General features: G+C 64.0%; 24 protein-coding genes and 1 tRNA gene. 12 read left to right on the forward strand and 13 right to left on the reverse strand.

Annotated features, from left to right (window positions below; translation table 11 throughout):
* Positions 1 to 17 precede the first annotated feature (17 nt).
* A complete protein-coding gene (locus G5C33_RS03510) occupies positions 18 to 503 on the reverse strand; it encodes a hypothetical protein (RefSeq protein ID WP_165325942.1) in 486 nt (161 codons plus the stop codon).
* Between the two features lie 177 nt (positions 504 to 680).
* On the opposite strand from G5C33_RS03510, the gene yghU reads away from it, so the two are divergent.
* Positions 681 to 1,580 carry a glutathione-dependent disulfide-bond oxidoreductase gene (yghU, locus tag G5C33_RS03515; protein ID WP_165325943.1) on the forward strand — a complete coding sequence of 300 codons (900 nt, stop codon included), beginning with the start codon at positions 681 to 683 and terminating at the stop codon, positions 1,578 to 1,580.
* Positions 1,581 to 1,594: 14 nt separating this feature from the next.
* On the opposite strand, the gene G5C33_RS03520 is transcribed toward yghU, so the two are convergent.
* Positions 1,595 to 2,140, reverse strand: coding sequence for a flavin reductase family protein (locus tag G5C33_RS03520; RefSeq protein WP_165325944.1), 546 nt, complete (start codon positions 2,138 to 2,140; stop codon positions 1,595 to 1,597).
* Between the two features lie 181 nt (positions 2,141 to 2,321).
* Here G5C33_RS03520 and G5C33_RS03525 point away from each other — a divergent pair, with 181 nt between their 5' ends.
* On the forward strand, positions 2,322 to 3,047 hold the full coding sequence (locus G5C33_RS03525; RefSeq protein ID WP_165325945.1) for a hypothetical protein: 726 nt from the start codon (positions 2,322 to 2,324) through the stop codon (positions 3,045 to 3,047).
* A gap of 6 nt (positions 3,048 to 3,053) precedes the next feature.
* Here the strand turns inward: G5C33_RS03525 and G5C33_RS03530 are convergent, their stop codons facing one another.
* On the reverse strand, positions 3,054 to 4,925 hold the full coding sequence (locus tag G5C33_RS03530) for an ABC-F family ATP-binding cassette domain-containing protein (RefSeq protein WP_165325946.1): 1,872 nt from the start codon (positions 4,923 to 4,925) through the stop codon (positions 3,054 to 3,056).
* A gap of 196 nt (positions 4,926 to 5,121) precedes the next feature.
* On the opposite strand from G5C33_RS03530, the gene G5C33_RS03535 reads away from it, so the two are divergent.
* On the forward strand, positions 5,122 to 5,523 hold the full coding sequence (locus tag G5C33_RS03535; protein ID WP_165325947.1) for an endonuclease domain-containing protein: 402 nt from the start codon (positions 5,122 to 5,124) through the stop codon (positions 5,521 to 5,523).
* Positions 5,524 to 5,632: 109 nt separating this feature from the next.
* On the opposite strand, the gene G5C33_RS03540 is transcribed toward G5C33_RS03535, so the two are convergent.
* Positions 5,633 to 6,211 carry a hypothetical protein gene (locus G5C33_RS03540; protein WP_165325948.1) on the reverse strand — a complete coding sequence of 193 codons (579 nt, stop codon included), beginning with the start codon at positions 6,209 to 6,211 and terminating at the stop codon, positions 5,633 to 5,635.
* Positions 6,212 to 6,500: 289 nt separating this feature from the next.
* Here G5C33_RS03540 and topA point away from each other — a divergent pair, with 289 nt between their 5' ends.
* A complete protein-coding gene (gene topA / locus G5C33_RS03545; RefSeq protein WP_165325949.1) occupies positions 6,501 to 9,041 on the forward strand; it encodes a type I DNA topoisomerase in 2,541 nt (846 codons plus the stop codon).
* Between the two features lie 156 nt (positions 9,042 to 9,197).
* Here topA and G5C33_RS03550 read toward each other — a convergent pair whose 3' ends face one another.
* On the reverse strand, positions 9,198 to 9,494 hold the full coding sequence (locus G5C33_RS03550; protein ID WP_165325950.1) for an SEL1-like repeat protein: 297 nt from the start codon (positions 9,492 to 9,494) through the stop codon (positions 9,198 to 9,200).
* 75 nt (positions 9,495 to 9,569) lie between these two features.
* Complete coding sequence (gene panC / locus G5C33_RS03555) at positions 9,570 to 10,412, reverse strand: pantoate--beta-alanine ligase (protein ID WP_165325951.1); 843 nt, start codon at positions 10,410 to 10,412, stop codon at positions 9,570 to 9,572.
* 80 nt (positions 10,413 to 10,492) lie between these two features.
* Here panC and G5C33_RS03560 point away from each other — a divergent pair, with 80 nt between their 5' ends.
* The 5 genes from G5C33_RS03560 to G5C33_RS03580 all read left to right on the forward strand — a co-directional run bounded on the left by G5C33_RS03560 (position 10,493) and on the right by G5C33_RS03580 (position 14,113).
* On the forward strand, positions 10,493 to 11,287 hold the full coding sequence (locus tag G5C33_RS03560) for a division plane positioning ATPase MipZ (protein WP_165325952.1): 795 nt from the start codon (positions 10,493 to 10,495) through the stop codon (positions 11,285 to 11,287).
* A 7-nt stretch (positions 11,288 to 11,294) separates the two neighbouring features.
* Positions 11,295 to 11,609, forward strand: coding sequence for a J domain-containing protein (locus tag G5C33_RS03565; protein WP_228275180.1), 315 nt, complete (start codon positions 11,295 to 11,297; stop codon positions 11,607 to 11,609).
* A gap of 49 nt (positions 11,610 to 11,658) precedes the next feature.
* The gene (gene pgmG, locus G5C33_RS03570; RefSeq protein WP_165325953.1) at positions 11,659 to 13,041 is read left to right on the forward strand and encodes a phosphoglucomutase/phosphomannomutase PgmG; all 1,383 of its coding nucleotides are present in this window, start codon (positions 11,659 to 11,661) and stop codon (positions 13,039 to 13,041) included.
* A gap of 63 nt (positions 13,042 to 13,104) precedes the next feature.
* Positions 13,105 to 13,284 (forward strand): hypothetical protein, encoded by a 180-nt coding sequence (locus tag G5C33_RS03575; RefSeq protein WP_206518630.1) that lies wholly within the window; start codon positions 13,105 to 13,107, stop codon positions 13,282 to 13,284.
* A gap of 70 nt (positions 13,285 to 13,354) precedes the next feature.
* Entirely contained in the window at positions 13,355 to 14,113 is a 759-nt protein-coding gene (locus tag G5C33_RS03580) for an exonuclease domain-containing protein (RefSeq protein WP_165328694.1), read from the forward strand.
* 22 nt (positions 14,114 to 14,135) lie between these two features.
* Here G5C33_RS03580 and G5C33_RS03585 read toward each other — a convergent pair whose 3' ends face one another.
* The 3 genes from G5C33_RS03585 to G5C33_RS03595 form a co-directional block, all read right to left on the reverse strand.
* Positions 14,136 to 15,077: a TraB/GumN family protein gene (locus G5C33_RS03585; RefSeq protein WP_165325954.1), complete on the reverse strand. Its 942-nt coding sequence runs from the start codon at positions 15,075 to 15,077 to the stop codon at positions 14,136 to 14,138.
* Positions 15,078 to 15,139: 62 nt separating this feature from the next.
* Entirely contained in the window at positions 15,140 to 16,363 is a 1,224-nt protein-coding gene (locus G5C33_RS03590) for an NAD(P)/FAD-dependent oxidoreductase (RefSeq protein WP_165325955.1), read from the reverse strand.
* Between the two features lie 128 nt (positions 16,364 to 16,491).
* Positions 16,492 to 16,566, reverse strand: a tRNA-Thr gene (locus tag G5C33_RS03595).
* Between the two features lie 87 nt (positions 16,567 to 16,653).
* On the opposite strand from G5C33_RS03595, the gene G5C33_RS03600 reads away from it, so the two are divergent.
* On the forward strand, positions 16,654 to 16,809 hold the full coding sequence (locus tag G5C33_RS03600) for a hypothetical protein (protein WP_165325956.1): 156 nt from the start codon (positions 16,654 to 16,656) through the stop codon (positions 16,807 to 16,809).
* Here the strand turns inward: G5C33_RS03600 and G5C33_RS03605 are convergent.
* Positions 16,772 to 17,164, reverse strand: coding sequence for a cupin domain-containing protein (locus tag G5C33_RS03605; protein ID WP_165325957.1), 393 nt, complete (start codon positions 17,162 to 17,164; stop codon positions 16,772 to 16,774). The genes G5C33_RS03600 and G5C33_RS03605 overlap by 38 nt on opposite strands.
* Before the next feature lie 140 nt (positions 17,165 to 17,304).
* A complete protein-coding gene (locus G5C33_RS03610) occupies positions 17,305 to 19,098 on the reverse strand; it encodes an aminopeptidase P family protein (RefSeq protein ID WP_165325958.1) in 1,794 nt (597 codons plus the stop codon).
* A 342-nt stretch (positions 19,099 to 19,440) separates the two neighbouring features.
* Between G5C33_RS03610 and katG the strand changes: the two genes are divergently transcribed.
* Entirely contained in the window at positions 19,441 to 21,669 is a 2,229-nt protein-coding gene (katG, locus tag G5C33_RS03615; RefSeq protein ID WP_165325959.1) for a catalase/peroxidase HPI, read from the forward strand.
* A gap of 59 nt (positions 21,670 to 21,728) precedes the next feature.
* On the opposite strand, the gene G5C33_RS03620 is transcribed toward katG, so the two are convergent.
* Together G5C33_RS03620 and G5C33_RS03625 are read right to left on the reverse strand one after the other, a co-directional pair.
* Positions 21,729 to 22,946, reverse strand: coding sequence for a permease (locus G5C33_RS03620; RefSeq protein ID WP_165325960.1), 1,218 nt, complete (start codon positions 22,944 to 22,946; stop codon positions 21,729 to 21,731).
* Positions 22,947 to 22,981: 35 nt separating this feature from the next.
* Positions 22,982 to 24,295, reverse strand: a complete 1,314-nt coding sequence (locus tag G5C33_RS03625) for a cation:proton antiporter (protein ID WP_165325961.1) — start codon at positions 24,293 to 24,295, stop codon at positions 22,982 to 22,984.
* Between the two features lie 110 nt (positions 24,296 to 24,405).
* On the opposite strand from G5C33_RS03625, the gene G5C33_RS03630 reads away from it, so the two are divergent.
* Entirely contained in the window at positions 24,406 to 26,472 is a 2,067-nt protein-coding gene (locus tag G5C33_RS03630; RefSeq protein ID WP_165325962.1) for a S9 family peptidase, read from the forward strand.
* Positions 26,473 to 26,624: the final 152 nt, after the last annotated feature.

Consider the following 26,624-nt stretch of genomic DNA (forward strand, 5'->3'; position numbering starts at 1 on the left):
GGCCGCCGCGCTGCGCCCTATTCAGAAACGCCCAGATAGGTCCGCGCGAATGCATCCTCCGCGGCGTCGGGGACGTGCATGTAAATGACCTGCAGGCTGTGCAGCGCGCCCGATTCGCGTTCGACGGAGAGATAGAGGAACAGCGGGATGCCGGTGCCTGCGATATCCCGGCACGTGATCTTGGCGATCAGCGGCCCGTCTTCGCCACCATCGGCAAGCATCGTTCGCGTCGGCTTGGCACAATCCTTCTGTAGTCGCTCTTCGGCCGCGTCGATCATGTCTTCGGGCGTCAGGAAAAGGCCGATGCTGGGAAGGTGCATTTCCTTGATTTCGCTGCGTAATTCATCGTGCGGCGCGCCTTCGATGGTCAGCGTCCGCGTGCGACCCAAGGCATCAGTCTTTTCGCCGTCCGCCACCCAACCGGCAGGAACCGGAGCCCACAGGTCCTGCACGGCCAGCTGCGAAAACGAAAGCAACGCAAGGGCAAAACTTTGAAAGACCATGCTATCTTACTTTCGATGCGCAGCGGGCGCAGCAAGGCTAGCGCGCGGCGCAGGGCTTGACCATAGCGCACACCCGTCCGGTGGCTTGCCGATGGCAAAGCGAAACTATCGCGCGGGCGCTGGCGAGCCGGGAACGATTCCCTACATCGCGTGCACAGCGCAACCGGAGTAAGCATAATGGCCGACAGCGATCCCGCGAACAATCAACCCCCGGGCTATGTCCCGCCCAGGGTCTGGGAATGGAATCCCGGAAACGGCGGCCAGTTCGCCAATATCAACCGCCCGGTCTCCGGCGCGACGCACGACAAGGAACTGCCGGTCGGCGATCATCCCTTCCAGCTCTATTCGCTCGGCACGCCCAACGGGCAGAAAGCCTCGATCTTGTTCGAGGAACTGCTCGCTGCGGGCCATTCGGGTGCCGAATATGACGCCTGGCTGATCAATATCGGCGAAGGCGACCAGTTCGGCAGCGGTTTCGTCGACATCAATCCCAATTCGAAGATCCCCGCCTTGGTCGATCGTTCGGGCGCCGAGCCGTTCAACATCTTCGAAAGCGGCGCGATCCTCGTCCATCTCGCTGAGAAATTCGGGGCCTTTCTGCCCACCGATCCCGAAAAGCGCGCGACGGTGATGAGCTGGCTGATGTGGCAGATGGGCGCCGGCCCGTTCCTCGGCGGCGGCTTCGGCCATTTCTATCACTATGCGCCGTTCAAGATCGAATACGCCATCGATCGCTATGCGATGGAAGTGAAGCGCCAGTTCCACGTCCTCGACACCCAGCTCGGCAAGCATGAATATATCGCGGGCGACGAATTCACCATCGCCGATATCGCCATCTGGCCCTGGTACGGCACGGTCGCGCGCGGCGACGCATATGGCGATGCGGCGCGGTTCCTGTCGGCGCACGAATACAAGAACCTGCTCCGCTGGACCGAGCAGGTCGGCGCGCGCGAAGGCGTGCGGCGCGGCCGCATCGTCAATCGCAACCCGACCGACGAAAATCCGGCGCTGCTTCCCGAACGCCACAGCGCGGCGGATATCGACGCGGTGCTGGCGAAGGCGAAGCAGCCCGCCTGAAAACCCCGTCCGTTTCAGAGCAGCATTTCGGGCCGGAACCGTTCGCGCTTGCTGACGGTCCGGCCCGACAGCAGAAATTCCCCGTCGCCCAGATAATGCGCGGTCTGCGGCCGCTCGCCGGGCACCGCGCGGATCGCGACCACATCGAAGACGAACAGATCATAGCGCTCGATCAGCGCGGGATCGGTGATCCGGCAATCGAGCTGCGCCCAGCATTGCGCGATCCCCGGTGCGTCGACTTGCGCCGTTTCACGCTCCAGCCCGAAGCGCGCGAACTTGTCGGTATCCGCGCCCGAACAATTGCCGATGTCGACCAGCGTATCGAGCATGTCGGCGGCGGGCACGTTGATCACCGCGACGCCGCTCTCCCGGATCATCGCGTGGCTATGGTTTGCCGGGGAGATCAGGCAACTCATGCGCGACCATCCCAGCATCTGATGCCAGCCGCAGGTCATGACATTGACGGTGCCACCGTATCGCGAGGAAATGAGGACCACGGGTCCGGGCTCGAGATAGTGCCGGGCGAGGCGGTGGATTTGGTCATGCTGGACAGAAGTCATGTCGCTGGCGCAAGTTCCCGCCATCGGCGCGGGCTGCTGTTAGACGCGCGCGCGGATCGGTGAAAAGGGGAGCGGCGCTGTGGCGTTTCAGCCATTCGGCTATCGGTTTGCGATCGCGTCCCGGCTGACGCCGGACCAGGCGCGATCCGCGATTCGCAAGAAGCGGCGCGGCTGGTTCGACATGGCCGTCGGCCCGCGAGGCTGGACCGTCGGCCCGTTTCTGTGCCTGTGGCTCAGCGCCTTTGATCGTCACGGCCCCATCCTGATCGGCATGATACGACGCGACCGGGAAACGGTTCGTGTTGTGGGCCGGGCGGGGTCCGATCTCAACGGCATGATCGCGTTCATCCTGTTGATCCCGGTAATGGCTTGGACCGTGACCATGGCGCATCGCTCGGGGCAGTATTTCACGCCGCTGGGATATCTGACGATCTTTCTCCTTTTCGGTGCGGGGCTTCCCTGGATGCTCTGGTACCATCACCGGCATCGTAAAGATGCGGCACCTTTGGTTCGCTTCGTTCAGGACGCGATCACGGATTCTTCGGCGAAATTGCGGCGGATGATGTCGTCCACGGCTTTCGATGAATCGCTGCGGCTCGATATAGGAGGCGTTGCGCATGGCGGCCCGTGCAACGGGGAGGACGTCTACAATGGTCTGTTGCGCGGCGATTTCGTGATCCTGTCTCGTGACGACGACCACTTTTTCCAGACAATTCCGCACGGCGGTGGATATCGTGTGGAAATGCGCGAAGGACGGGAAGCTCCGCTGTTGCGCGCTTGGCGCGCGGATTCACCGGGAGCGGCAGGCGAGATATTTGCGCTCGCTCACACGTTGGATGCGATGGTGGCCTATGGCTCTGGCCGGCCGCTTCCCGAATTTCTCGTCTGGAAGGAAATCGCGATCTGAGCGCCGCTACGCCGCTTCGCCCTCCAGCGCCTCGCTCGCTTCCACCCAGGTCAGCTCCGCCGCCTCGATCTTCTCGACCACATCGGCGCGGCGTTTCATGAGATCCGTCATGGTCAGCCTGGCCAGCGCCGGATCGGCCTTGTCGGGCTCTGCCATCGCGCGGTCGATCGCGGTGCGCTGGGCGTTGAGCTTTTCGAGTGCCTTCTCCGCTTCCTGCGCCGCCTTGCGCAGCGCCTTGCTCTTTTCGCGCGCGTCGGCGGCGGCCTTGCGCGCGTCCTTCTTGCTCAGCTTGCTGGTCGACTTGCCTTCGCCCGGCGCTTCCTTGGCCAGCACGAAGGCGATGTAATCGTCCATCGATCCGTCATATTCGGCCGCCGTGCCGTCATGGACGAGCACCAGCCGGTCGGCGGTCATTTCGATCATGTGGCGATCATGGCTGACGATCAGCACCGCGCCCGAATAGGCGTTGAGCGCCTGGATCAGCGCCTCGCGCGCATCGACGTCGAGATGGTTGGTCGGTTCGTCGAGGATCAGCATGTGCGGCGCGTCGCGCGTGATCAGCGCCAGTGCCAGCCGCGCGCGCTCGCCGCCCGAAAGCTTGCCGACCTGCGTCAGCGCCTTGTCCCCGGCAAAGCCGAACCGCCCGAGCTGCGCGCGCACCGCGGCGGGCTTCACATCGGGCATCAGCGCCTGCAGGTGATCGAGCGGGGTATCGCCGCTGCGCAGTTCCTCGACCTGATACTGCGTGAAATAGCCGACGCGCATCTTGCCCGACGCATTCATGTCGCCGTCCATCGGCTTCAATTGCGCCGCGAGCAGCCGGGCGAGCGTCGTCTTGCCGTTGCCGTTCCGCCCGAGCAGCGCGACGCGATCGTCGGGATCGATCCGCAGATTGAGCCGCTGCAACACCGTCTTCTCGCCATAGCCCACGCTCGCCATGTCGAGCGTGATCAGCGGCGGGCGCAATTCGTCGGGATCGGGGAAGGCGAAGCTCAGCGTCGGATCTTCGACCACTGCCGCGATCGGCTGCATCTTGGCCAGCGCCTTGGCGCGGCTCTGCGCCTGTTTGGCGGTCGACGCACGCGCCGAATTGCGCGCGACATAATCCTGCAGCTTGGCGCGCTCGGCGTCCTGCTTGGCCTTGGCGGCGGCCAGCTGCGCCAGCCGCTCGGCGCGTTGCTTTTCGAACGCGTCATAGCCGCCGGGATAGAGCGTCAGCTTGCCGCGCTCCAGGTGCAGCATGTGATCGCAGACATTGTTGAGGAAGTCGCGCTCATGGCTGACCAGCAGGATCGTCGCCGGATAGGATTTGAGGAAATCCTCGAGCCACAGCACCGCTTCCAGATCGAGATGGTTCGACGGTTCGTCGAGCAGCAGCACATCGGGCGCCGAAAACAGCAACGCGGCGAGCGCCACGCGCATCCGCCAGCCGCCCGAAAAGCTCTCCAGCGCGCGATGCTGCGCCTCTTCGTCGAACCCCAGCCCGTTGAGGATGCGCGAGGCGCGCGCCGGTGCCGAATGCGCCTGGATCGCGTTCAGTCGCTCGTGAATATCGGCGATGCGCTCGGGATCGGTCGCCGTCTCGCTCTCGGCCATCAGCGCGTCGCGCTCTTCGTCGGCGGCGAGCACCGTCTCGAACGGCGTCGCGGACCCGGCGGGCGCCTCCTGCGCGACATAGCCGAGCTTGGTCGCCTTGGGCATTTCGACGGCGCCGGTATCTGCCTCAAGATCGCCCGAGATCACCTTGACCAGCGTCGACTTGCCCGCCCCGTTGCGCCCGATCAGCCCCACGCGCGAACGCGGCGGCAGCGCGGCGCTCGCACCGTCAATGATCGTGCGCCCGCCCAGGCGAACGGTGATGTCCTGCAAGTTCAGCATGGGGAGCGCCGTTAGCAGGGTGTGGGGCGCTTGGGGAGGCCCTGAAATTACTCCCCCGGCGGGGGCGGGGGACCGCCGCGAAGCGGTGGTGGAGGGGTATTGGCCGCAAACGCGGCGCTCGCGGCTAGCTACCCCCCCCACCAGCCTGCGGCTGGTCCCCCTCCCCTGCGAGGGGAGGAACTGGTAGACTTCCTTCATGCTTCACGGCCCGAAACCGACGCAGCGCCGGGCGGCGAAACTCCGCCGCGAAATGACGCTGCCCGAGGGGCTGCTCTGGCGCGAATTGCGCAAACGCCCGGCTGGCCTCCGCTTCCGTCGCCAGCACCCGGCGGGGCGCTATGTCCTTGATTTCTTTTGCCCCGCCGCGCGTCTGGCGGTTGAAATCGACGGCGAGGCGCATGATCGTGGAAACAATCCCCGACGCGATGCCGCTCGCGACGATTGGCTGAAGGCGCAAGGCATTTGCGTACTCCGTATCCCAGCGCGGGAGGTGCTGAACGATCTCGATGCGGTGATGCGCTACATCACCGACACCGCGAGCCGCCGATACCCCTCCACCGCCTGCGGCGGTCCCCCTCCCCCTCCGGGGGAGGAATAGATCGAAGTTCCTCCCCCGGAGGGGGAGGGGGACCATGCGCAGCATGGTGGAGGGGTAGTCGCGCCGGGTGCTGCGCTTGCAGACTCAGTAAGAGCGGCCTCTGCTGACTTTAGCGTTCTGCCAGCGGAATTCCCTTCTGTGCCGCGATTCCATCGAGAAACGTGCAAATGATCCGATCTTCGGTAGGACTTTCAAAAGTCCGCTCAGGAGGTGCGTGAGTCTTTGCCGAGCGCTGTTTTCCATCGATGAGCGCTTTCACTTCGTTCGCACAGACCGACGCGAAAACAGTCGATTCTATGCAGCGACGGAGGAACGCTGCTTCGAACGTTGTGGTCCGTGCGTCGAGATATTCTGCCACGCTTTCCAGATAGCGGTCATCGATCTGTTCGCCTCGCCAAATATCGAGGCTCATGTAGTTGCTCCACGCTGTTTCCCCGGCGCGATCGTTCGGGAGTAACTCGTCCGGCTTGTCATAGCCACACTCAGCCGGGCTGGGCATAACGATTGATAATAGCAGCAGCATGGGCTCGAGCGTGGACCGATATGCGTCGAGCAATTGCCGTGCTTCCTTTGCCTGCGCCTGTTCGGTATTTTCGACCATCGCGCTTTGCGCTGCCGCCACAAGCACCGGGCCGAAAACGGCACCGGTGGCGAGCAGTAGCAGCGAGACCAATATTCGGCGCAGCAACGTATCCCCCGACAATATTGTGTTACAAAGTAACATGGCTTGTATTGCGGGGCTACGTGCAATTGTCCCTGTCCTACACGCCCCAAATCTGCCACGCCCTCCCGCATGGCACACCACGCCAACCCGCTTCGCACCCCTTCGCAAACCCACGAACCACTCCCGCAGAGGCGAAGTCATACGGGACGTGGTGTCTCTTTTGCCTCTTTTCACATCCCCGCGACATCTTGACGGCACTGGCACCGGCTCCCCATCCTCGTACGCGCACACGTAAGGACGCCTTTAAAATCCCATGCAGCTCGTCATCGTAGAATCGCCGGCCAAGGCGAAGACCATCGAGAAATATCTCGGCAAGGACTATCGCGTCCTCGCCTCCTACGGCCATGTCCGCGATCTGCCGCCCAAGGACGGGTCGGTGAACCCGGACGAGGGTTTCGCGATGGAGTGGGAGCCCTATGCGGACAAGTCCAAGCAATTGAAGGCCATCGCCGACGAGGCGAAGAAGGCCGACCGCCTGATCCTCGCGACCGACCCCGATCGCGAGGGCGAGGCGATTTCGTGGCATGTGCAGGAACTGCTCGCGAAGAAGAAGGCGCTGCCCTCCGACGTGCAGCGCGTGACGTTCAATGCGATCACCAAGGCCGCCGTCACCAAGGCTATGGGCGAGCCGCGCCAGCTCGATACCGATCTGATCGACGCCTATCGCGCGCGCCGCGCGCTCGATTATCTGGTCGGCTTCACGCTCTCGCCGGTGCTGTGGCGGAAATTGCCCGGCGCCAAATCGGCGGGCCGCGTCCAGTCGGTCGCGCTGCGGCTGATCGTCGAGCGCGAGCGCGAGATCGAAGGGTTCACGCCGCAGGAATATTGGTCGGTAACGGCCGATATGGAGCAGGACGGCACCGGCTTTCAGACGCGGATGGTGAAGTGGAAGGGCGACAAGCTCGATCGCCTCAGCATCGGCAATGAAGGCGATGCGATGGCCGCCAAAAAGGCCGTCGAGGAAGGGCGCTTCAGCGTCGTCCGCGTCGAGACCAAGCCCGCGACGCGCAACCCGGCGCCGCCCTTCACCACCTCGACGCTGCAGCAGGAGGCCGCGCGCAAGCTCGGCTTCTCCGCCAGCCACACGATGCGGATCGCGCAGGCGCTCTACGAAGACGGTGCGATCACCTATATGCGTACCGACGGCGTCCAGATGGACGGTGCGGCGATCCAGGCGGCGCGCAAGGCCGTCGCCGATCGCTATGACGGGTCCTATGTGCCCGACAAGCCGCGCATGTATCAGACCAAGGCGAAGAATGCGCAGGAAGCGCACGAAGCGATCCGCCCGACCGATTTTTCGAAGGATCGCGCCGGTTCGGGCGATCACGCCCGCCTCTATGACCTGATCTACAAGCGCGCGCTGGCGAGCCAGATGGCCTCGGCCCGGATGGAACGCACCACGATCGACCTCGAAGACGCGACCGGCCAGCACGGGCTGCGCGCCACGGGTCAGGTGGTGCTCTTCCCCGGCTATCTCGCGCTCTATGAAGAGGGCAAGGACGACAGCGAGGACGAGGACGGCCGCCGCCTGCCGAAGATGAGCGAAGGCGACAGCCCGGCGAAAAAGGCGGTCAACGCCGAACAGCATTTCACCCAGCCGCCGCCGCGTTTTTCCGAAGCCTCTTTGGTGAAACGGCTTGAGGAACTCGGCATCGGCCGCCCGTCGACCTATGCCTCGATCATTCAGGTGCTCAAGGACCGCGCCTATGTTCGGGTCGAGAAGAACCGCTTCTTCGCCGAGGAGAGCGGGCGACTGCTGACGGCGTTCCTCGAACGCTTCTTCGCCAAATATGTGAGTTACGACTACACCGCCGAGCTTGAGGAAGAGCTGGACGATGTTTCGGGCGGGCGTGCCGGCTGGCAGGCGGTGCTCGACGAATTCTGGCGCGATTTCAAACCGCGCACCAGCGACGTGATGGAACAGAAGCCGTCGGATATCACCGCCGAGCTCGACAAGTTCCTCGAACCCTATCTCTTTCCGAAGAAAGCGGACGGCAGCGATCCGCGTGCCTGCCCGGCCTGCGCCGACGGCAAGCTGGCGCTGCGTGGCGGGCGCTATGGCGCGTTCGTCGCCTGCTCCAACTACCCCGAGTGCAAGTTCACCCGCCGGTTCGCCCAGCCGGGCGGCGCGGAAGAGGATACCGGGCCGGAATCGCTTGGCCAGGACCCGGAAACGGGACTCGAAGTCGAGCGCAAAACGGGGCGGTTCGGTCCCTATATCCAGCTCGGCGAGGGCAAGGAGGCCAAGCGCGCCTCGATCCCCAAGGACTTGCCGGGCGAGCTCGACCTGGAAATGGCGCTGAAGCTGCTGTCATTGCCGCGCGTGATCGGCGATCACCCCGAAACCGGCCAGCCGATCGAAGCGGCGATCGGGCGCTATGGCCCCTATCTCAAGCATGACGGCAAATATGCGCGGCTGGATTCGACCGCCGAAGTATTCGAAACCGGCATGAACGCGGCCGTGGTCAAGCTTGCCGAAGCCGCCGAAAAGGGCGGTCGCGGCCGAGGCGCGGCGCGCGAGCCGCTCAAGACCTTCGGCCCGCATCCGACGAGCGGCGGCGAAATGAAGCTGATGGAAGGGCGCTACGGCCCCTATGTCACCGACGGCACCACCAATGCGACGCTGCCCAAGACGGCGGACAAGGACGCGCTGACTGCCGAGGAAGCCGCCGCGCTGATCGACGCCAAGGTCGCCAAGGGTCCTGCCAAGGGCAAGAAGAAGGCGCCGGCGAAGAAAAAGGCTCCGGCGAAGAAGAAGGCACCGGCCAAGAAGGCTGCGGCGAAGAAGGAGTAAGCCGCGACAATTGCCGTCGCCCCTGCGAAGGCAGGGGCCTATCGCTGCTTCGTCCAGATAACCGGCTGACACAGGGGCGTGCTGACTGTGTCAGGGGCCGGGGTGCAAGGCGACAGACATGAGCCCCTGCCTTCGCAGGGGCGACGCTGTTGCGATTTACGCCACCCGGCGGCTCGTCGCGCCGATCCAGGCCCGTGCGGCCTTCTGCGCCTCGATGATTTCGCGGGCGCTCATGTCCTCGGCAATTTCCGCGCGGCATTCCTGCGCATGTTCGTTGCCCGACATGGCTGCCAGATTGAACCATTTATGCGCTTCGATCAGGTCGATATCGACTCCGTCCGAACCGCTCGAATACACGATACCCAAATCGTAACAGGCTTGCGCATTTCCCGTGGCCGCATCCCGCAGCCGACTTTCGATCAGGAAACGCGCGCTCTTGAGGCTGTTGCCCATGCCGCTACCCCTTTTCCACGATCCACTCGCGATTCAGGGTTTTGCGGGGCAAGTCCGAACAAATGGTTAACGGTGTTAACCGTCCCCGTTTACCGGGACGTTGTCGATCAGCCGAGTTCCGTGGATTTTGGCGGCTGCGAGCAGGCGGCGGGGTTTTCCCGCTACGGGTTCGCCCAGGGTCTCCGAATCCACCAGGGCGACATAATCGATCTCGAATCCGGCGGCGGTCAGGATCTCGCGTGCCTGCTCCAGCGCAGCCTGCGGATCGCGTCCTTCGCTGATCGCACGCTCGGCGACGCCCAGTGCACGCGGCATCGCGACGGCGGCCTTGCGATCCTCCTCGACCAGATATCCGTTGCGCGACGACATGGCGAGACCGTCGTCCTCGCGCTGGGTGAGCATGCCGATGATCGTGACCGGCATGTCCAGATCGGCGACCATGCGGCGGATCACCGCCAGTTGCTGGAAATCCTTTTCGCCGAAGATCGCGGCATCGGGCTGGACCTGATTGAGCAGCTTGGCCACCACGGTCGCCACGCCGTCGAAATGCCCCGGCCGGTGCGCGCCTTCAAGCGGCTCGCTGACGCCCGACATGACGATGCTGGTAGCGAAGTCGGCGGGATACATCACTTCAGCGGGCGGCATCCAGAGCAGGTCCACGCCAGCTTCCGACAGCATCCGGGCGTCACGATGTTCCTGGCGCGGATAGCGGCTGAAATCCTCACCCGGAGCGAATTGCCTGGGGTTGACGAAAATCGAGACGACCACGCGGTCGCCATGCCGCCTGGCAGTGTCGACCAGCGCCATGTGCCCGGCGTGCAGCGCTCCCATCGTCGGAACGAGCACGATTCGCTCGCCTGCGGCACGAAAGCCACGCACGCTTTCGCGCAGTGCATCGAGTTGGCGAATGGTTTGCACGCTGTAACACCCTCGGATACAAAAGGAGCGCGGCCTTCTATGGGGGGCGGGCGCGGGGATCAACAAAGGAAGTTACGGATTTGTCTGACGCAGCGCATCGACTGCACGTCGTTGTCTTCGCCAACGAAAAGGGCGGTACCGGCAAATCCACCACCGCGGTCCATGTCGCGATCGCGCTGGCGGCCAAGGGCGCGCGAGTCGCGTGCTTCGATCTCGACCATCGCCAACGCACGATGGGGCGCTATCTCGACAATCGCCTCGCGACCATCCAGCGCACGGGGCGCGAGCTGCCGATGCCGAAATACGAAACCCATGACGGCGAGACGATGGCGAAATTCTCCGCATCGCTCGACCGGTTGAGCATGGATGTCGATTTCCTGGTGATCGACACGCCCGGCCGCGACGACAAGTTCGCGCGTATCGCCGTCACCAACGCCGATACGCTGGTGACGCCGATGAACGACAGTTTTGTCGATTTCGACCTGATCGGCCAAGTCGATCCCGAAACCTTCCGGGTTAAGCGCCCCAGCTTCTATTCCGAGCTGATCTGGGAATCGCGCAAGCGCCGCGCCAAGGCCGATGGCGAGACGATCGACTGGGTCGTGCTGCGCAATCGCATGCAGCATATCGAGGCACGCAACATGAAGCGCGTTTCCGACGCGATCGACCAGCTTTCCAAGCGCGTCGGCTTTCGCGTGATTTCGGGCCTTTCCGAGCGCGTCATCTATCGCGAGCTTTTCCCGCAGGGGCTGACGATGCTCGACAGCCGCGAATTCGGCGAGATGGGCCTGGCTCATGTCGCCGCGCGGCAGGAACTGCGCGAGATGATGGCGGGGCTGGCGCTGCCCGAACCGGCGCTGCCGCTGTTCGCATGACAGCGGCGTGATCTGGAAATTCCTTACCGCCGTTGCAGTCGTCTATTTCAGCTGGCGGCTGTGGCATGGGCGCAGGCGATTGCCCGGTTCGCCGATCCCAGCCGAGCCCCGCGGCGGCCCGGCGCGCGGTTCCAGCGCCGAAGCGCGCGCGCTGCTCGGCGTGTCTGCCGGCGCGGATGCCGAAACCGTTCGCACCGCGCACCGCAAGCTGATCGCGCGGGTCCATCCCGATCACGGCGGTAACGCCGAACTGACGCGGCAGGTAAACGCGGCGCGTGACTTGCTGTTGCAAGAATTGGAGGGCAGCAGCGCGCGGCATTGAACTTTTCGTGCGCCTGGGGGATGAGGGCGCGGATATTATCGGAGGCAGTATGACGCACCAGTTCGATCCCACATCGCTTCGTGAATATGACATCCGCGGAATTGTCGGGAAGACGCTGGGTCCAGACGATGCCCGAGCGATCGGGCGCGGTTTCGCCACGCTGTTGCGTCGCGAGGGTGGACATCGCGTGGCCGTCGGCCGCGACGGTCGCGCTTCCTCGCCGGAAATGGAAGCGGCGCTGGTCGAGGGGCTGACTGCTTCGGGCTGCGACGTGGTGCGCGTCGGCCTCGGCCCGACGCCGATGCTCTATTATGCCGAAGCGACGCTAGAAGTGGATGGCGGCATTCAGATAACCGGCAGCCACAATCCCGCCGACTATAATGGCTTCAAGATGGTGTTTCAGCACCGTCCCTTTTTCGGCGACGATATTCAGAAGCTGGGCACGCTTGCCGCCAGCGGCGATTGGTACGAAGGCGAAGGCAAGGTCACCGACGCCGACATCATGGAGGCCTATGTCGGCCGGCTGCTCGCCGGCTATGCGGGCGGTGCGTTCCGCATCGGCTGGGACGCGGGCAACGGCGCCGCCGGGCCGGTGATCGAGAAGCTCGTCAAGCTGCTCCCGGGTGAGCATTACACGCTCTTCACCGATGTGGACGGCAATTTCCCCAACCATCATCCCGATCCTACCGATGAGAAGAACCTTGCCGATCTGAAGGCGCTGGTCGCGGAAAAGCAGCTCGATTTCGGACTGGCGTTCGATGGCGATGGCGATCGGATCGGCGCAATCGACGGCGAGGGTCGCGTGATCTGGGGCGATCAGCTTCTCTCCATTTTGGCCGAGCCCGTGCTGAAAATCGTGCCCGGCGCACCGATCATCGCTGATGTGAAGGCCAGCCAGATGCTGTTTGACCGTATCGCCGAACTGGGCGGCGAGCCGATCATGTGGAAAACCGGGCACAGCCTGATCAAGACGAAGATGAAGGAAACCGGTGCGCCGCTTGCCGGCGAAATGAGCGGCCACATCTTTTTCGCGCAGGACTATTACGGGTATGACGACGCGCAGTATGCAGCGGTGCGCCTGATCCAGGCGGTGCATGTCATCGGCAAGTCGCTCACCGAAATCCGCGGCAGTATGCCTGAATTCTTCAACACCCCCGAAATGCGCTTCCAGGTCGATGAGAGCCGCAAGTTCGCGATCGTCGATGAAGTGCTCGCGCGGCTTAAGGAGGAAGGCGCCGATGTGAACGGAACCGACGGCGCGCGCGTCAACACGCCCGACGGCTGGTGGCTGCTGCGCGCGTCGAACACGCAGGACGTGCTTGTCGCCCGCGCCGAGGCGAAGACTCAGGAAGGCCTCGATCGGCTGATGGCGCTGCTCGACGCACAGCTTGCCCAGAGCGGTGTCGAACGTGGGGAGAGCATCGGGCACTGACCCTGCAACGACGTTGCCCGCAGGGTATCGGCTGGCCGAGGATATAGCCTCGGTCGCCGATTATTGCCGGCTACAATCGTCGCTCACCTTGTCGGCCGGCTGCGTGCGCGCGTGCCGGCGGAGGCCTATGTCAGCCTGATGGCAGATGGCGAGGCCTGGCGGCTCTACGCCCGATACGGCCTTGAGCCGACTGCCCCGGCATCGATCGGGATGGCGCAATGGCTGGGGCGGGCACTGCCCTGATCCCCGGCAATTCGCCTTTGTGACCGGAAAGGGGCTGGCAATCGGCAGTGCAAAGGGCCACTTGAAGGAGATGCACCAGTCGCGCGAGATTGTCCGAGTCATCGATCTTGAAACCACCGGATCGGCGCCTCCCGCCCATGCCGTGATCGAGATCGGCTGGCAGGACGTGGCGCTGGGCGAGGACGGGCGCTGGGATCTTTACGAGGAGGGCGGCTCTACGCTCGTCAATCCGGGGCGCCCCATCCCGCCGCTGACTCAGGCGGTCCATCATATCCTCGACGAGCAGGTCGCCGAGGCGCCCTGGTGGCATGATGTCGCGCGACAGGCGCTCGATCCCTGGCCGCGCCGCGTCGCGCTTGCCGCGCATCGCGCCGATTTCGAACAGCAATATTGCACCCCCGCGCTGACCCGCGGTGCCGACTGGATCTGCACCTGGAAATGTGCGCTGCGGCTGTGGCCCGAATCGGCGGGCTTTTCGAATCAGTATCTGCGCTATTGGCGCAGGCCCGAGGGGATGGAACATGAGCGCGGGCTGCCCGCGCACCGCGCCTTTCCCGATGCCTATGTGACGGCTTTTCATCTGCGCGACATGCTCAATGAAGCGCCGCTGGCGCAGCTGATCGAATGGTCGTCGCTGCCGGGCCTACTGCCGCGCGTCAATCATGGTCCCGATCGCGGGAAGGACTGGGCTGAACTCGAGGAGGAAACGCTGGTCGCCTTTCTGGGCGATCGCAGCGAAGACGTCCGCTATACTGCCGAGCAGGAGTTGGAACGCCGCCACGGTTCGGGCCCCGGTGCACGGACTGCCGCGGAGCGCCTGCTGCTCTGATCGGGCCGAGCCGGACCGCGCCTCAATATTCGACGCGCGTCGCGGTCAGTCCATGTTCGCGGGACAGGAAGTTCTGTACGCTGTCGTCCCCGGCAAGGTGCCCAGCGCCAACCGCCACGAAAACCGTGCCGGGCCGGTCCATGCGATCGTCGATCCAGTTCGCCCAGTTCTGGTTGCGTTTGACGAGCAGCCACGACGCGATGCCAGGCGTCTCGCGCATATTCTCGTTCATCAGCGCGCCGAGGTTGCCGGAATTGCCCGCGGCCCATTGCCGGACGACCTTTTCCAGCGACGTACCAAGATCGGCATAATTGTCGAGAAGCGCCTCAAGATACGCGATTTGCAGCGCTTCGGGTATCGAATCGAAGAATCCCAGCTGCTGATCGACCGTTTCGAGACCCGAGATCGTCTTGCCTTCGCGCGTCGCCGTCTCGGTCAGCACATATTCGGCGCCGCTTTCAGGGTCATAGCCGTATTTGATCACCAGCGGCAGCACCGCCAGCGTCATCGTCGCGAACCAGGGTTCGACGCGATCGAAGCTCTGCTTCGGCTGCCCGAGATCGTCCAGGACCGTTTCGAGCGTCTCGCGATAGTCGTCCGACAGCTTTTCGCGCAGCGACGGCCCGCTCGTCGCAACCGCATATTCGACCACCTTGGCAGTCATTTCGCTTTTGTCGGGCTGGACCATTTCGAGCACCAGCTCGTCGCTGCGGTCAAATGCCTCGCGCACGGCTTCGTCGAACCAGCTCAGGCCGGGCTTGAGGAAATGGACGGTGCCGAAAAGATAGATGGTGGTATCCGCGTCGCGCAGCACCCAGAGCGCGGGGTCGGCATCCTGCGTGGCCGTCGGTGCGGCTGCCGGCGCGGTGGCCGCCACGGGCTCGGCTTCTTGCGCAAACCCCTGAACCGGGAGCATCGCCAGCGCCAGGGCGGCACTCGCGCGGAACATCGTCTTGAGTACCATGATCAAACTCCCTCTGGTCGCAAAGCCGGGGAAGCGCCCCAGGCTTTCGCGCCGGTGCGCGCTCAGCCGAGCATTTCCTTGAGCGGCGTATCGGTGTCGGCCAGCCGCTCGGGCGCCACTTCGGCGCGTTCGAGCACCAGCTTGCGGCCCTGGACATAATCCTTGGTCGCATTGACGCAATCGAGCGCGATGACATGGCCGTTCTTCAAATAGACGACCGAGAAGCTGCGGGTGGCCGGATCGCCGCGCAGCACCGCCTGGTCGAAGCCGATCGAGAGCCCCACCGTCTGCAGCTTGATGTCGTACTGATTCGACCAGAACCAGGGTACCGAGTCATAGCTCGCATCGAGCCCGGCGATGTTCTTGGCGACGACGGTCGCCTGGTCGTTGGCGTTCTGCACCGATTCGAGGCGGATCGTGTCGCCGTCGGCGAAGCGGTTGGGATGCCGCGCGCAATCGCCGATAGCATAGATATCGGGCAGGCTGGTTTGGCCCTTCGCGTCGACATCGACGCCATTGCCGCCCGTCGCACCCGCCGCGATCAGTGGTTCGACCGGGGGAATGATGCCGATCCCGACGATCACCATTTCGCACGGGATGACTTCGCCGTCGGCCATGCGGACGCCGGTGACATGGCTGTCGCCGAGGATGCAGTCGACCTTGGCGCCGAGGCGCACATCGACGCCGTGAGACCGATGTTCCTCCTCGAAGAAGCGCGAGAGCGGTTCGCCGGCGACGCGCGCCAGCACGCGATCGAGCGCTTCGAGCAGCACCACTTTCTTGTCGAACTTGGTGAGGACGGCGGCCGCTTCGAGCCCGATATAGCCGCCGCCGATCACCACCGCCTGCTGCACATTGGGCAGCTCGCTCATCATCCGGTCCGCGTCCGCACGCGTACGCACCGTGTGGAGGCCGGTCAGATGATGCCCTTCGCAGACCAGGCGGCGCGGCGATCCGCCGGTCGCCCAGACCAGCTTGCCATAGCCATAGGTCTCGCCGGCTTCGGTCGTCACGGTGTGCGCCTGCGGGTCGACGCTGGCGACGCGCTGGCCGAGCAGCATCGTGATGTCGCGCTCTTCCCAGAAATTTTCGGTGCGGATCAGCAGCCGTTCGAGCGGCTTTTCGCCCTGCAGATACTCCTTGGAAAGCGGCGGGCGCTCATAGGGCAGGTCGGGTTCGTCGCCGATCATCGCGACGCTGCCTTCAAACTTGTTCTGCCGCAGCGCGATCGCTGCCTGGGCGCCGCCATGCCCGGCGCCGACGATGATGACGTCGAATTTCTTCATGCCCGTATCCCGCTCCCTTGCCCCAGCTCTTTGGGCGCATTTCGACCAGCTAACGCATTTGCCGTGGCGATCAACATCTGCGGGACAGGCTAACGGCGGAGCGATACGGGATTTCCGCAGGCGGCAAATGGTGCTGCTGGAGAGGATTGAACTCTCGACCTCACCCTTACCAAGGGTGCGCTCTACCACTGAGCTACAGCAGCCCGCCTTGCTCCCGTCGAGCGGGAGGGGCCTATGTGCTTGGGGGCACCCGATTGTCAAGCCGGGGACTTCCGGTTTATCGCGGAACGATGGCCGAAAAAGACGACAAGAAGGCGCGGCTCGCCGAACAATTGCGTGCCAATCTGCGCCGCCGCAAGGCGCAGGCTCGCGAATTGCGCGCGCAGGACCGGCAGGAGGGGGCGGCCGTCAGCGCGGACGATGCTGAGTCCCCTGACCGGACGTGATGAACAGCGCGGTTGCCGAATCGCCGTCGATATCGGCGGTGTGCCATGTCCCGCGCGGATTGATCGCATAATCGCCGCGATCGAGCGTGATGCGGTTGGTCGTGCCGTCAGCCAGTTCCTGATGCAGCGTCAGGCCGCCCTCGACACAGATCACCATTTCCTCGCCCTCGGGATGCATTTCCCACGAATCCCAGCTCTCCGTGAAGTTGTGGAGGCTGACGAGCCGACCTTCGGCGCCGTCCGCCGCAGTGCGTTCGGCATAGGCGGCATACCATTCCATCCCGGTAATTTCGGGCTGGGCGGTGATCGCGGCGCCGAGGCCGAGATGCGCGGGATGGGTGAACAGCGACGGCATTTTGAGACATCTCCCCGATGAATCCCTACCGCCGTTGGCACTGAGCTTGTCGAAGTGCCGTTCTTCTTCTCCGGCGGTAAGAAGAAGAACAGGGCTTCGACAAGCTCAGCCCAAACGGATTTGGGTTACTCTCGACACGATCAAAGCGGCGCGCACTTGGCCTTGAGCCAGGCGAGATCCTCGCCGTCCATCTGCGGACCGAGAAGTTCCTCGACCTTGGCGTGATAGGCATCGAGCCACGCAATCTCTTCGGCGGTCATCAGCGACTTGTCGATCAGCGTGCGTTCGATCGGCACGAAGGTGAGCGTTTCGAAGCCGAGCATCGGCAATTCGGCGCCCGGAATATCCTTTGCCACCGCCAGCACGAGGTTCTCGATGCGGATGCCGTACTCGCCCGCCTTGTAATAGCCCGGCTCGTTCGAAAGGATCATGCCGGCGCGCAGCGGTTCGTTGGGGCCGCCGCCGGGATAGTTGGGCGCGGCGATGCGCTGCGGCCCTTCATGCACCGACAGATAGCTGCCGACGCCGTGTCCGGTGCCGTGCGGATAATCGAGCCCCGCATCCCAGAGCGGCTTTCGCGCGAAACTGTCGAGCTGACCGCCGACGGTGCCGTCGGGGAAGATCGCCATGTCGAGTGCGATATGGCCCTTGAGCACGCGCGTGAAGCGGTCCTTCATCTCTGCGGTCGGCTCGCCGATCGGCATGACGCGCGTGATGTCGGTGGTGCCCGCTTCATACTGCCCGCCCGAATCGACCAGATAGAGGCTGCCGACCTCGAGCGGCAGGCTCGATTCCTCGGTCACGCGGTAATGCGGGATCGCGCCATGCTTGCCATAGCCCGAAATCGTCTCGAACGAAGTGTCCTTGAGCCCGCCCAGTGCCTCGCGGAATTCGAGCAGCTTGGCGGCGGCGGAAAGCTCGGTGATGCCGCCCTTGGGGGCTTCTTCCTCGATCCAGCGCAGGAAACGGACCACGGCGACACCGTCCTGCGCCTGCGCGGCGCGATGCCCGGCGATTTCGCGGGGGTTCTTCAGCGCCTTTGCAAGAATGGCGGGGTCGCGCACCGCCAGCGGCTTGGCGCCGCCTTCGTCGAGCATGTCGAAAATCGCGGCGACGGCGCGCTCGGGATCGGCGGCGACGCGCTTGCCCGAAAAGCTGCGCAGCGCCGGCGCGAAGGCATCGCGCGGCTGGACGCGAACCGCGTTGCCAAGATGCTTGGTCACGTCGTCAGTCACCTTGTCGGGCTCCACGAACAGATCGGCGGTACCGTCGGCATGGACGATCGCATAGGCGAGCGCGACCGGCGTGTGGATCACGTCCTTGCCGCGCACATTGAAGGTCCAGGCGATCGAATCGAGCGCGGAGAGGACGACGGCATCGGCCTTGCGCGTTTCCAGCCATTCGGCGATTTCGGCGCGCTTTGCGGCCGAGGACTGGCCCGCTGCCTCGTCCGACTGCACGACCAGCTTGGCGTCGGAAGGCTGCGGCTTGTCGGCCCAGATCGCGTCGACCGGATTGGCGGTGACGGGGACGAGTTCGGCGCCGCGTTCGGCGAGCGCTTTGGTCGCCTCGACAACCCAGGCGCGGGTGTGCAGCCAGGGATCATAGCCGATGCGGCCGCCCTCCGGCGCATGCTCGCCCAGCCAGTCGGCGATGCTCGTATCGGGGATTTTGACATACTGATAATCGCTGCCGTCGACCTGTTCGCGCACCTGCAGCGTGTAGCGCCCGTCGACGAACATCGCGGCCTCCTGCGGCAGCACGACGGCGCTGCCCTGCGACCCCTGGAAACCGGTGAGCCAGGCAAGCCGCTGGGCATAGTCGCCGACATATTCGCTCATATGCTCGTCGGTGAGCGGCACGACGAACCCGTCGAGCTGCTGCGATTTCAGCTGGTCGCGAAGTGCCTTGAGGCGATCGGCATAGGTGGACATGGGCGATTTTACTCCTGTCCGGGAAGGCCCGGAAAACTGCGAAAGGTCTCACAAGGTCGCAACGTAACACGCGTGCGCGCGCTCGCGCGCACGCGTGAGGCGCCATTCGAAGCGGCTCGGGCGGCGGCGGGGCGCACGGCATGGGGAACGCTGCGAAGCATGGCGAGCGATATAGGGGCAAGCGGGCCTGTAGGACAGGGGGGAGGGAGTCCGGCAATGTTACGTGCCTATTTCCTAGCTAGATCGATATTTTGATTATCCGTGACCGAAGCTAATCGTTTTTGTCGATCCTGAGCCTGGCCTATCCTCATTCCGATTTTGAATCACGAGGAGGAGGATTTCATGGACGCGCCGACAAATGACCCGCAGGGCGGTTGCCCGATGAAGAAGACCGAGGCGCGACGTTCGCTGCTCGGCCGCACCAATCGCGACTGGTGGCCCAATCAGCTGTCGATCGACATCCTGCATCAGCAGGGCAAGTCGGGCGACCCGATGGGCGACGATTTCGACTATGCCGAAGCGTTCAAGTCGCTCGATTACGACGCGGTGAAAAAGGACCTTCACGCGCTGATGACCGACAGCCAGCCCTGGTGGCCGGCCGATTACGGGCATTACGGCCCGTTCTTCATCCGCATGGCGTGGCACAGCGCGGGCACCTATCGCACCGGCGACGGGCGCGGCGGCGCCAATGCCGGGCAGCAGCGCTTCGCGCCGCTCAACAGCTGGCCCGACAATGCCAATCTCGACAAGGCGCGGCGCCTGCTCTGGCCGATCAAGCAGAAATACGGCCGCAAGCTGAGCTGGGCAGACCTGATGATCCTTGCGGGCAACGTCGCGATCGAATCGATGGGCGGCCCGGTGTTCGGCTTTGGCGGCGGCCGTGCGGACGTGTGGGAGCCCGAAAAGGACGTTTACTGGGGCACCGAGGAGGAATGGGTCGGCCAGGGCGCCGAAACCCGCATCCAGCCCGAAGAGGAAAAGGTGCTCGAAAACCCGCTGGCGGCGATCCAGATGGGGCTTATCTACGTCAATCCCGAAGGGCCGGGCGGCGATCCCGATCCGCTCGCCTCGGGCCGCGACATTCGCGAGACCTTCGCACGGATGGGCATGAATGACGAAGAGACCGTCGCGCTGACCGCAGGCGGCCATACCTTCGGCAAATGCCACGGCGCGGGCGATGCCTCGAAAGTCGGCGCCGAACCCGAAGGCGCGGACATCGCGCAGCAGGGTCTCGGCTGGCAGTCGGGCCATGAAACCGGCATCGGCGATCACACCATCACCTCGGGTCTCGAAGGCGCGTGGACGCCGCATCCCACGACCTGGGACATGGGCTATTTCGAGATGCTGCTCGACCATGAGTATGAGCTGGTGACCTCGCCTGCGGGCGCGAAACAGTGGCAGCCGGTCGGCAATCCCGAGGACACGCTGGCGCCGATGGCGCATACGCCGGGCAAGAAGGTCCCGACGATGATGACCACCGCCGACATGGCGATGAAGATGGACCCGGAATATCGCAAGATTTCCGAACGCTTCCGTGCCGATCCGGCGGCGTTCGCCGACGCTTTCGCCCGCGCCTGGTTCAAGCTGTGCCACCGCGATATGGGGCCCAAGGCGCGCTATCTCGGCCCCGAAGTGCCCGAAGAGGATCTGATCTGGCAGGATCCGATCCCCAAGGCGGATTATGCGCCTATCGAGCCCGGCGACGTCCAGACGCTGACCAGGAAGATCTTCGAATCGGGCCTCACCGTGGCCGAACTGGTCAAGACCGCCTGGGCGGCGGCGTCGACCTATCGCGGATCGGATCATCGCGGCGGCGCCAATGGCGGGCGGCTGCGGCTCGCCCCGCAAAAGGACTGGAAGGTCAACGAGCCCGAGAAGCTGGCGAAGGTTCTCAAGGTCTATGAAGACATCAAGGCCGATTTCGACGCCAATGCAGGCGGCGGCAAGAAGGTGTCGATCGCCGACCTCATCGTGATGGGCGGCTCGGCCGCGGTCCACAAGGCGGCGAGCGATGCCGGCTATGACGTCGAAGTGCCGTTCACGCCGGGCCGCACCGATGCCAGCGAGGAACAGACCGATGTCGAAGGCTTCGCGGTGCTCGAGCCCAAGGTCGACGGCTTCCGCAACTATCTCTCGACGCCGTACAGCGTGCCGACCGAGGAGTTGCTGATCGACCGCGCGCAATTGCTCGGTCTCACCGCGCCCGAAATGACGGTGCTGGTCGGCGGATTGCGGGTGCTCGGTGCCAATTACGGCGACGCGAAGGAAGGTGTGTTCACCGACCGTCCAGGTCAGCTCACCAACGACTTCTTCGTCAACCTGCTCGACATGGGTACGGCGTGGAAGGAAGTCGATCCGGCGGGTGACGAGATCTTCGTCGGGTCCGACCGGGCTAGCGGCGAGGAGAAGTGGCGCGCGACGCGCACCGATCTGGTGTTCGGATCGAACTCGCAGCTGCGGGCATTGTCCGAAGTCTATGCCTCGGCCGACGCCGGCGAGAAATTCGTCGCGGATTTCGTCGCCGCCTGGACCAAGGTGATGAACGCAGATCGCTACGATCTGCGCGCCTGATCGGTATTCGATCGAGGCCTGATGGTGCCGGGGCGGGCAACCGCTCCGGCGCTTTCGTGTCAACCGCCCGGACCCAGCACCAGCCGCGCGCCGAGGCCCCCGGCGAGCCAGAAAAAGGCGATGAACGAGGCCACGCGCAGGATGCGTTCGCTGAGGCTGTCGGTATCGCTCGCCATGAATCCCGCTGTCTTCGCCTTCCACGCCAGAAACGCCCCACTGACGATCACGAAGATCAGGTTGAGGAACAGCGTGTAATCGACCGCGAAGAAGCTGCGCTGGGTGATGTCGGTGGCGGCGCTGGCGTCGGGCAGCAGTCCGGCTGCCGCAAAGCCGTAGTGGAGGATCAGCGCGGCGGCGACGAGGATGACGAGGAACACGGCGAGGATGTAGAGCGCCATCTTCCACCCGTAATATTTCGCCTGGATGCGTAGCACCGGCAGCACGACGAGATCGGAAAAGATGAACGCCATGATCCCGGCGAATGCGACGCCGTTGCCGTACAGCACGGCCGCCAGGGGAATGTTACCCATCGATCCGATGAAGGTGAAGAAGGCCGCGATCGGCCCGACCAGCGCCTGCGCCAGCAGCGCGAAGAGACCCGGATCGCTGCTGCCCGATCCCACGAACAGCGTGCGGAAGAAGCTTTGCGGGACGAAGGCGGCGATGATCCCCGCGACGGTGAAGCCGACGGTCACGTCTTTCCACACCATCCGCCATTCCATGACATAGCGGTTGGCGACTTTCTGCCAGCCCTCGCGGCTGCGGATCAGCTTGCGCCAGTCCGGGATTTCGCCGCTCTGATCCTCGTCGGCGGTTTGCCGGGCATGTTCGCGCGCCTGCTTGATCAGCTTGTCGGGGCGGGTGAGGCGCACCACAAGCCACATCAGCAGGATCAGCAATATCCCGCCGACATATTCGGCGACGACGAATTGCCAGGTGAGGAAGACGGCGATCACGATGCCGAGCTCGACCACAAGATTGGTCGATGCGAGCAGAAAGGCGAGCGCCGGGATGAACCCCGCCCCCTTGGTGAACAGCGAGCGCGTCGTCGCCAGCGCGGCGAAGGAGCAGGAGGAAGAGATGAACCCGAACCCGGTGCCGAGCGCGACGCTCTTCGCGCCGGCATCGCCCATCGCTTTCTGCATGCGCTCGCGCGTCACGAAGACCTGGATCATCGAGGAAATGAGATAGCCGAACCCGAATGCCCAGAAGGCCATCCAGAACAGGCCGAGCGAGGTATAGGCGGCTTCGCCCCAGCTTTGCAGAAACATGTCCATTCCCCGCCAACGGCGAAGCTGCGGTAAGGTTGCGGTTAGCCGGTTGTCTTCGACTTTGCGTCGCCGCGATACTCGCGGTTGAGCAAGCACATCGCGGGGGTTACGAAAATGCCGTGCATCAGGATGGACGCAACGATGATCAGCCCCAGCGTTCCCCACAGATTATATTCGTAATCGAACGCGCCGTGGTTGAAGCCGTAGCTGAGATAATAGACCGACCCCAATCCGCGGATGCCGAAAAAGGCAATGATCGCGCGTTCGGTGAATGACCGGCGAAAGCCGATCAGGCTGATCATTCCGGCCAGCGGGCGTATGAACAGCAGCATCGCAGCGGCAAAGGCGCATTCGCGCCAACCGATATCGTCGAGCAGGCCCGCCGCGATCATGCCGCCGAACATCAGCAGCAGCAGCATCATCAACAGCCGTTCGGATTCGTCGGCAAAGTCGTGAAGCCTGCGGTTGAATTCGTGGCCGCGCGCCGCCTGGCGGATCATCAGGCCAGCAACGAACACCGCCAGAAATCCGTAGCCATGCACAAATTCGGCGGAGGTATAGACGATCAGGGTCGCGCCCAGCGCGATGAACCCGTCGCCGGAGCGCGACAGCCGTGTGCCGTGCGGCAAGCGATAAATTGTCCAGCCGATCGCCCAGCCAAGTGCCGCCCCCACGGCAAGCCCGGCGGCGAGCCGCCAAGCCACGTCTTCGAGCACCCAACTGGTGAAAAGCGATGCGCTGAACCCGCCCGCAAGTGCCATTGCGACGGCCAGATGGATAAAGGGAAAGGCGAGCGCATCGTTCAGCCCGGCCTCGCTGGTCAGCGCGAACTTGGCCTCGGGCGGATTTTCGCTCTCGTCATGCGCCACTTGCACATCGCCCGCCAGCACCGGATCTGTCGGTGCCAGCGAACCGGCGAGCAGCAGTGCAGTTGCCGCGCCCAGCCCCAGCAGCTGATTGCCCGCCACCATCACAAGCAGGATGGTCAGCGGCATCGCGATGCCCAGCAACCGCCAGGTGACGTTCCATCGCCGCCACCCTGGGCGGCGCTCCATCTTCAGGCCAGCGCCCATCAGCGAGACGATCACGATCAGCTCGGTCGCGCGTTCGACCAGCCCCGGCGTCTTGTCAGGATGCGGCGCCCAGACGGCAAAGGGATCGACCGAAAACACCCCGAAGCCCAGCAACACGCATATGATGGGAAGCGACAGCGGCAGCTTGCGCAGCGCAATCGGCAGCCACGCGACGAGCAGGATCATAGCGCCGAGCCCGAACAATATCTCGAAATAAAACTGTCCTATGCGCGGCGCTTCTTCGGCAAGCGCCGCGGCCTCGGCGCCGGCGGTCGCGGTCATCGCGAAGGAGAAGGGCGGGGCGGGCACGCGTGGAGAACCGCCAGCATCGCAGCACGTTCCCTGCCGGCGCAATGCCTTCTCTTTGTCGACGACAACGCTAGATAGGGGCGATGACCGAAACTTCCGTTCCGCCGCCCGTTGCCGCCACGCGCCCGCACAGCTTCACGCATCACGGTATCACCGTTGAAGATCCTTGGGCATGGCTGCGCGCGCCAGGCTATCCCGCTCCGGTCGAGGATCGCGACGTGCTCGATTATCTCGAGACCGAGAATGCCTATTTCGAAAGCGTGATGGCGCCTCTGAAGCCGCTCGCCGAGACGCTGTTCACCGAGATGCGCGGGCGGATCAAGGAAGACGATGCGACGGTTCCGCAAAAGGACGGAAACTGGCTCTATTGGAGCGATTTCGAACAGGGCGGCGAATATCGCCGCTGGTGGCGCAAGCCCGTCGGCGGGGGAGAGGATCAGTTGATCCTCGACGAGCCCAAGCTTGCCGAGGGCAAGGAATATTTCCGACTCGGTGCGCTCAGCATCAGCCCGGACGGCAAACTGCTCGCCTATGCCATCGACGACAACGGATCGGAGCGATTCGTCGCACGGGTCAAGGATCTGGAAACGGGCGAGCTGCTGCCCGACACCATCCCCGGCACGCTTTCGGAGCTGATCTGGACGGCGGATTCGAAGGGCTTTCTCTATGCGCTGGTCAACGAACATTGGCGCACCGATCGTATCCGTTGGCACAAGCTCGGCGAGCCGGTCGAAAGCGATGTCGAACTCTATCACGAAGCCGACGACGGCTACCGCGTGGGTGTCGGCGAGACCCAGTCGCGCCGCTATCTGATCCTGTCGACCGGCGATCATGTGACGAGCGAGATCCGCCTCGTCCCCGCCGACAATCCTGCCGCCGACCCGATCCTTGTCGCGCCGCGGCAGACGGGGCGCGAATATGATGTGGAGGAGCATGACGACACGCTCTTCATCCATACCAACGACACGCACACCAACTGGCGGCTGGTGACCGCGCCGATCGCGAACCCGACCGAATGGACCGAGTTGATCGCGCCGTCGGATCATTTCTACATGACCGGGATCGACATCTTCGCCGATTTCTTTGTCGTCGAGGGGCGCGAGGACGGGCTCGATCAAGTCGAGCTCCACTGGTATGACGGCCGCCCGCCGCGCCGCCTGCAATTCCCCGAAGCGAGCTATGTCGCGGGAGTCGGCGACAATCCCGAATATGCGATTCAAACGCTGCGGCTCGGCTATGAATCGATGGTCACGCCGGGGACGGTGTTCGATTATCACATCGCCGAGGACCGGCTGGAGACGCTCAAGGTCCAGGAGATCCCGAGCGGCTATGATGCCAGCAAATACGCCACCGAGCGGCTGAAGATCACCGCGCGTGACGGCACCGAAGTTCCCGTGTCGATCGTCTATCCGGCAGGCTTCCCCAAGGATGGATCGGGCAAGCTCTATCTCTATGCCTATGGCGCTTACGGCCACGCCATTCCGCCGGGATTTTCGACGAGCCGCATGTCGTTTCTCGATCGCGGCATGGCCTTTGCCATCGCGCATATCCGCGGCGGCGACGATCTCGGTCAGCAATGGTATCTCGACGGCAAGCTCGAAAAGCGGACCAATACGTTCACCGATTTCGTCGATGTCGCGAAGGGGCTGATCGATCTCGGCTTTACCAGCGCCGGCAATATTGCGATCGCTGGGCGCTCGGCAGGCGGTGAGCTGATGGGCGCGGTGGTCAATTCCGATCCCGAATTGTGGGGCGCGGTGATCGCCGATGTGCCGTTCGTCGACGTGCTCAACACGATGCTCGACGAGACGCTGCCGCTGACGCCTGGCGAATGGCCCGAATGGGGCAATCCGATCGAGGACAAGGCGGCGTTCGAGCTTATCCGCAGCTATTCGCCCTATGACAATGTGGAGGCGCAGGATTATCCGCCGCTGTTCATTTCGGGGGGGCTCAACGATCCGCGCGTCACCTATTGGGAGCCGGCCAAATGGGCCGCGCGCCTCCGTGCGACCAAGACCGACGACAATGTCCTGCTGCTCAAGACCAATATGGGCGCCGGTCATGGCGGCAAATCGGGCCGCTGGGAAAGCCTGCGCGAAGCCGCCGACGAAATGGCGTTCGTGCTCTGGCAGCTGGGGCTGGCGGACTGAAGCGGCGTTCAGCCGAGTCCTGCACCGGTCACCGTTGCGCTGGGGCGAATGGCGACCAGGCTGTTGAAGACGGGGAAGGCGAGCGACAATATGCCGAACTCGACCCTTCCCGCCTGGCGACGCGTTGGCGGCGGGCACTGCGATCAATGCCA

It is taken from the genome of Sphingosinithalassobacter tenebrarum (assembly GCF_011057975.1).
Classification (GTDB): Bacteria; Pseudomonadota; Alphaproteobacteria; order Sphingomonadales; family Sphingomonadaceae; genus Sphingomonas; species Sphingomonas tenebrarum.

Bases quoted from the DNA above. Each gene is read 5' to 3' on its own strand.
- G5C33_RS03510 (WP_165325942.1), bottom strand. From the start codon at position 503: ATGGTCTTTCAAAGTTTTGCCCTTGCGTTGCTTTCGTTTTCGCAGCTG.
- yghU (WP_165325943.1), top strand. From the start codon at position 681: ATGGCCGACAGCGATCCCGCGAACAATCAACCCCCGGGCTATGTCCCG.
- G5C33_RS03520 (WP_165325944.1), bottom strand. From the start codon at position 2,140: ATGACTTCTGTCCAGCATGACCAAATCCACCGCCTCGCCCGGCACTAT.
- G5C33_RS03525 (WP_165325945.1), top strand. From the start codon at position 2,322: ATGGCCGTCGGCCCGCGAGGCTGGACCGTCGGCCCGTTTCTGTGCCTG.
- G5C33_RS03530 (WP_165325946.1), bottom strand. From the start codon at position 4,925: ATGCTGAACTTGCAGGACATCACCGTTCGCCTGGGCGGGCGCACGATC.
- G5C33_RS03535 (WP_165325947.1), top strand. From the start codon at position 5,122: ATGCTTCACGGCCCGAAACCGACGCAGCGCCGGGCGGCGAAACTCCGC.
- topA (WP_165325949.1), top strand. From the start codon at position 6,501: ATGCAGCTCGTCATCGTAGAATCGCCGGCCAAGGCGAAGACCATCGAG.
- G5C33_RS03550 (WP_165325950.1), bottom strand. From the start codon at position 9,494: ATGGGCAACAGCCTCAAGAGCGCGCGTTTCCTGATCGAAAGTCGGCTG.
- pgmG (WP_165325953.1), top strand. From the start codon at position 11,659: ATGACGCACCAGTTCGATCCCACATCGCTTCGTGAATATGACATCCGC.
- G5C33_RS03580 (WP_165328694.1), top strand. From the start codon at position 13,355: ATGCACCAGTCGCGCGAGATTGTCCGAGTCATCGATCTTGAAACCACC.
- G5C33_RS03585 (WP_165325954.1), bottom strand. From the start codon at position 15,077: ATGGTACTCAAGACGATGTTCCGCGCGAGTGCCGCCCTGGCGCTGGCG.
- G5C33_RS03590 (WP_165325955.1), bottom strand. From the start codon at position 16,363: ATGAAGAAATTCGACGTCATCATCGTCGGCGCCGGGCATGGCGGCGCC.
- G5C33_RS03600 (WP_165325956.1), top strand. From the start codon at position 16,654: ATGGCCGAAAAAGACGACAAGAAGGCGCGGCTCGCCGAACAATTGCGT.
- G5C33_RS03605 (WP_165325957.1), bottom strand. From the start codon at position 17,164: ATGCCGTCGCTGTTCACCCATCCCGCGCATCTCGGCCTCGGCGCCGCG.
- G5C33_RS03610 (WP_165325958.1), bottom strand. From the start codon at position 19,098: ATGTCCACCTATGCCGATCGCCTCAAGGCACTTCGCGACCAGCTGAAA.
- katG (WP_165325959.1), top strand. From the start codon at position 19,441: ATGGACGCGCCGACAAATGACCCGCAGGGCGGTTGCCCGATGAAGAAG.
- G5C33_RS03620 (WP_165325960.1), bottom strand. From the start codon at position 22,946: ATGGACATGTTTCTGCAAAGCTGGGGCGAAGCCGCCTATACCTCGCTC.
- G5C33_RS03625 (WP_165325961.1), bottom strand. From the start codon at position 24,295: ATGACCGCGACCGCCGGCGCCGAGGCCGCGGCGCTTGCCGAAGAAGCG.
- G5C33_RS03630 (WP_165325962.1), top strand. From the start codon at position 24,406: ATGACCGAAACTTCCGTTCCGCCGCCCGTTGCCGCCACGCGCCCGCAC.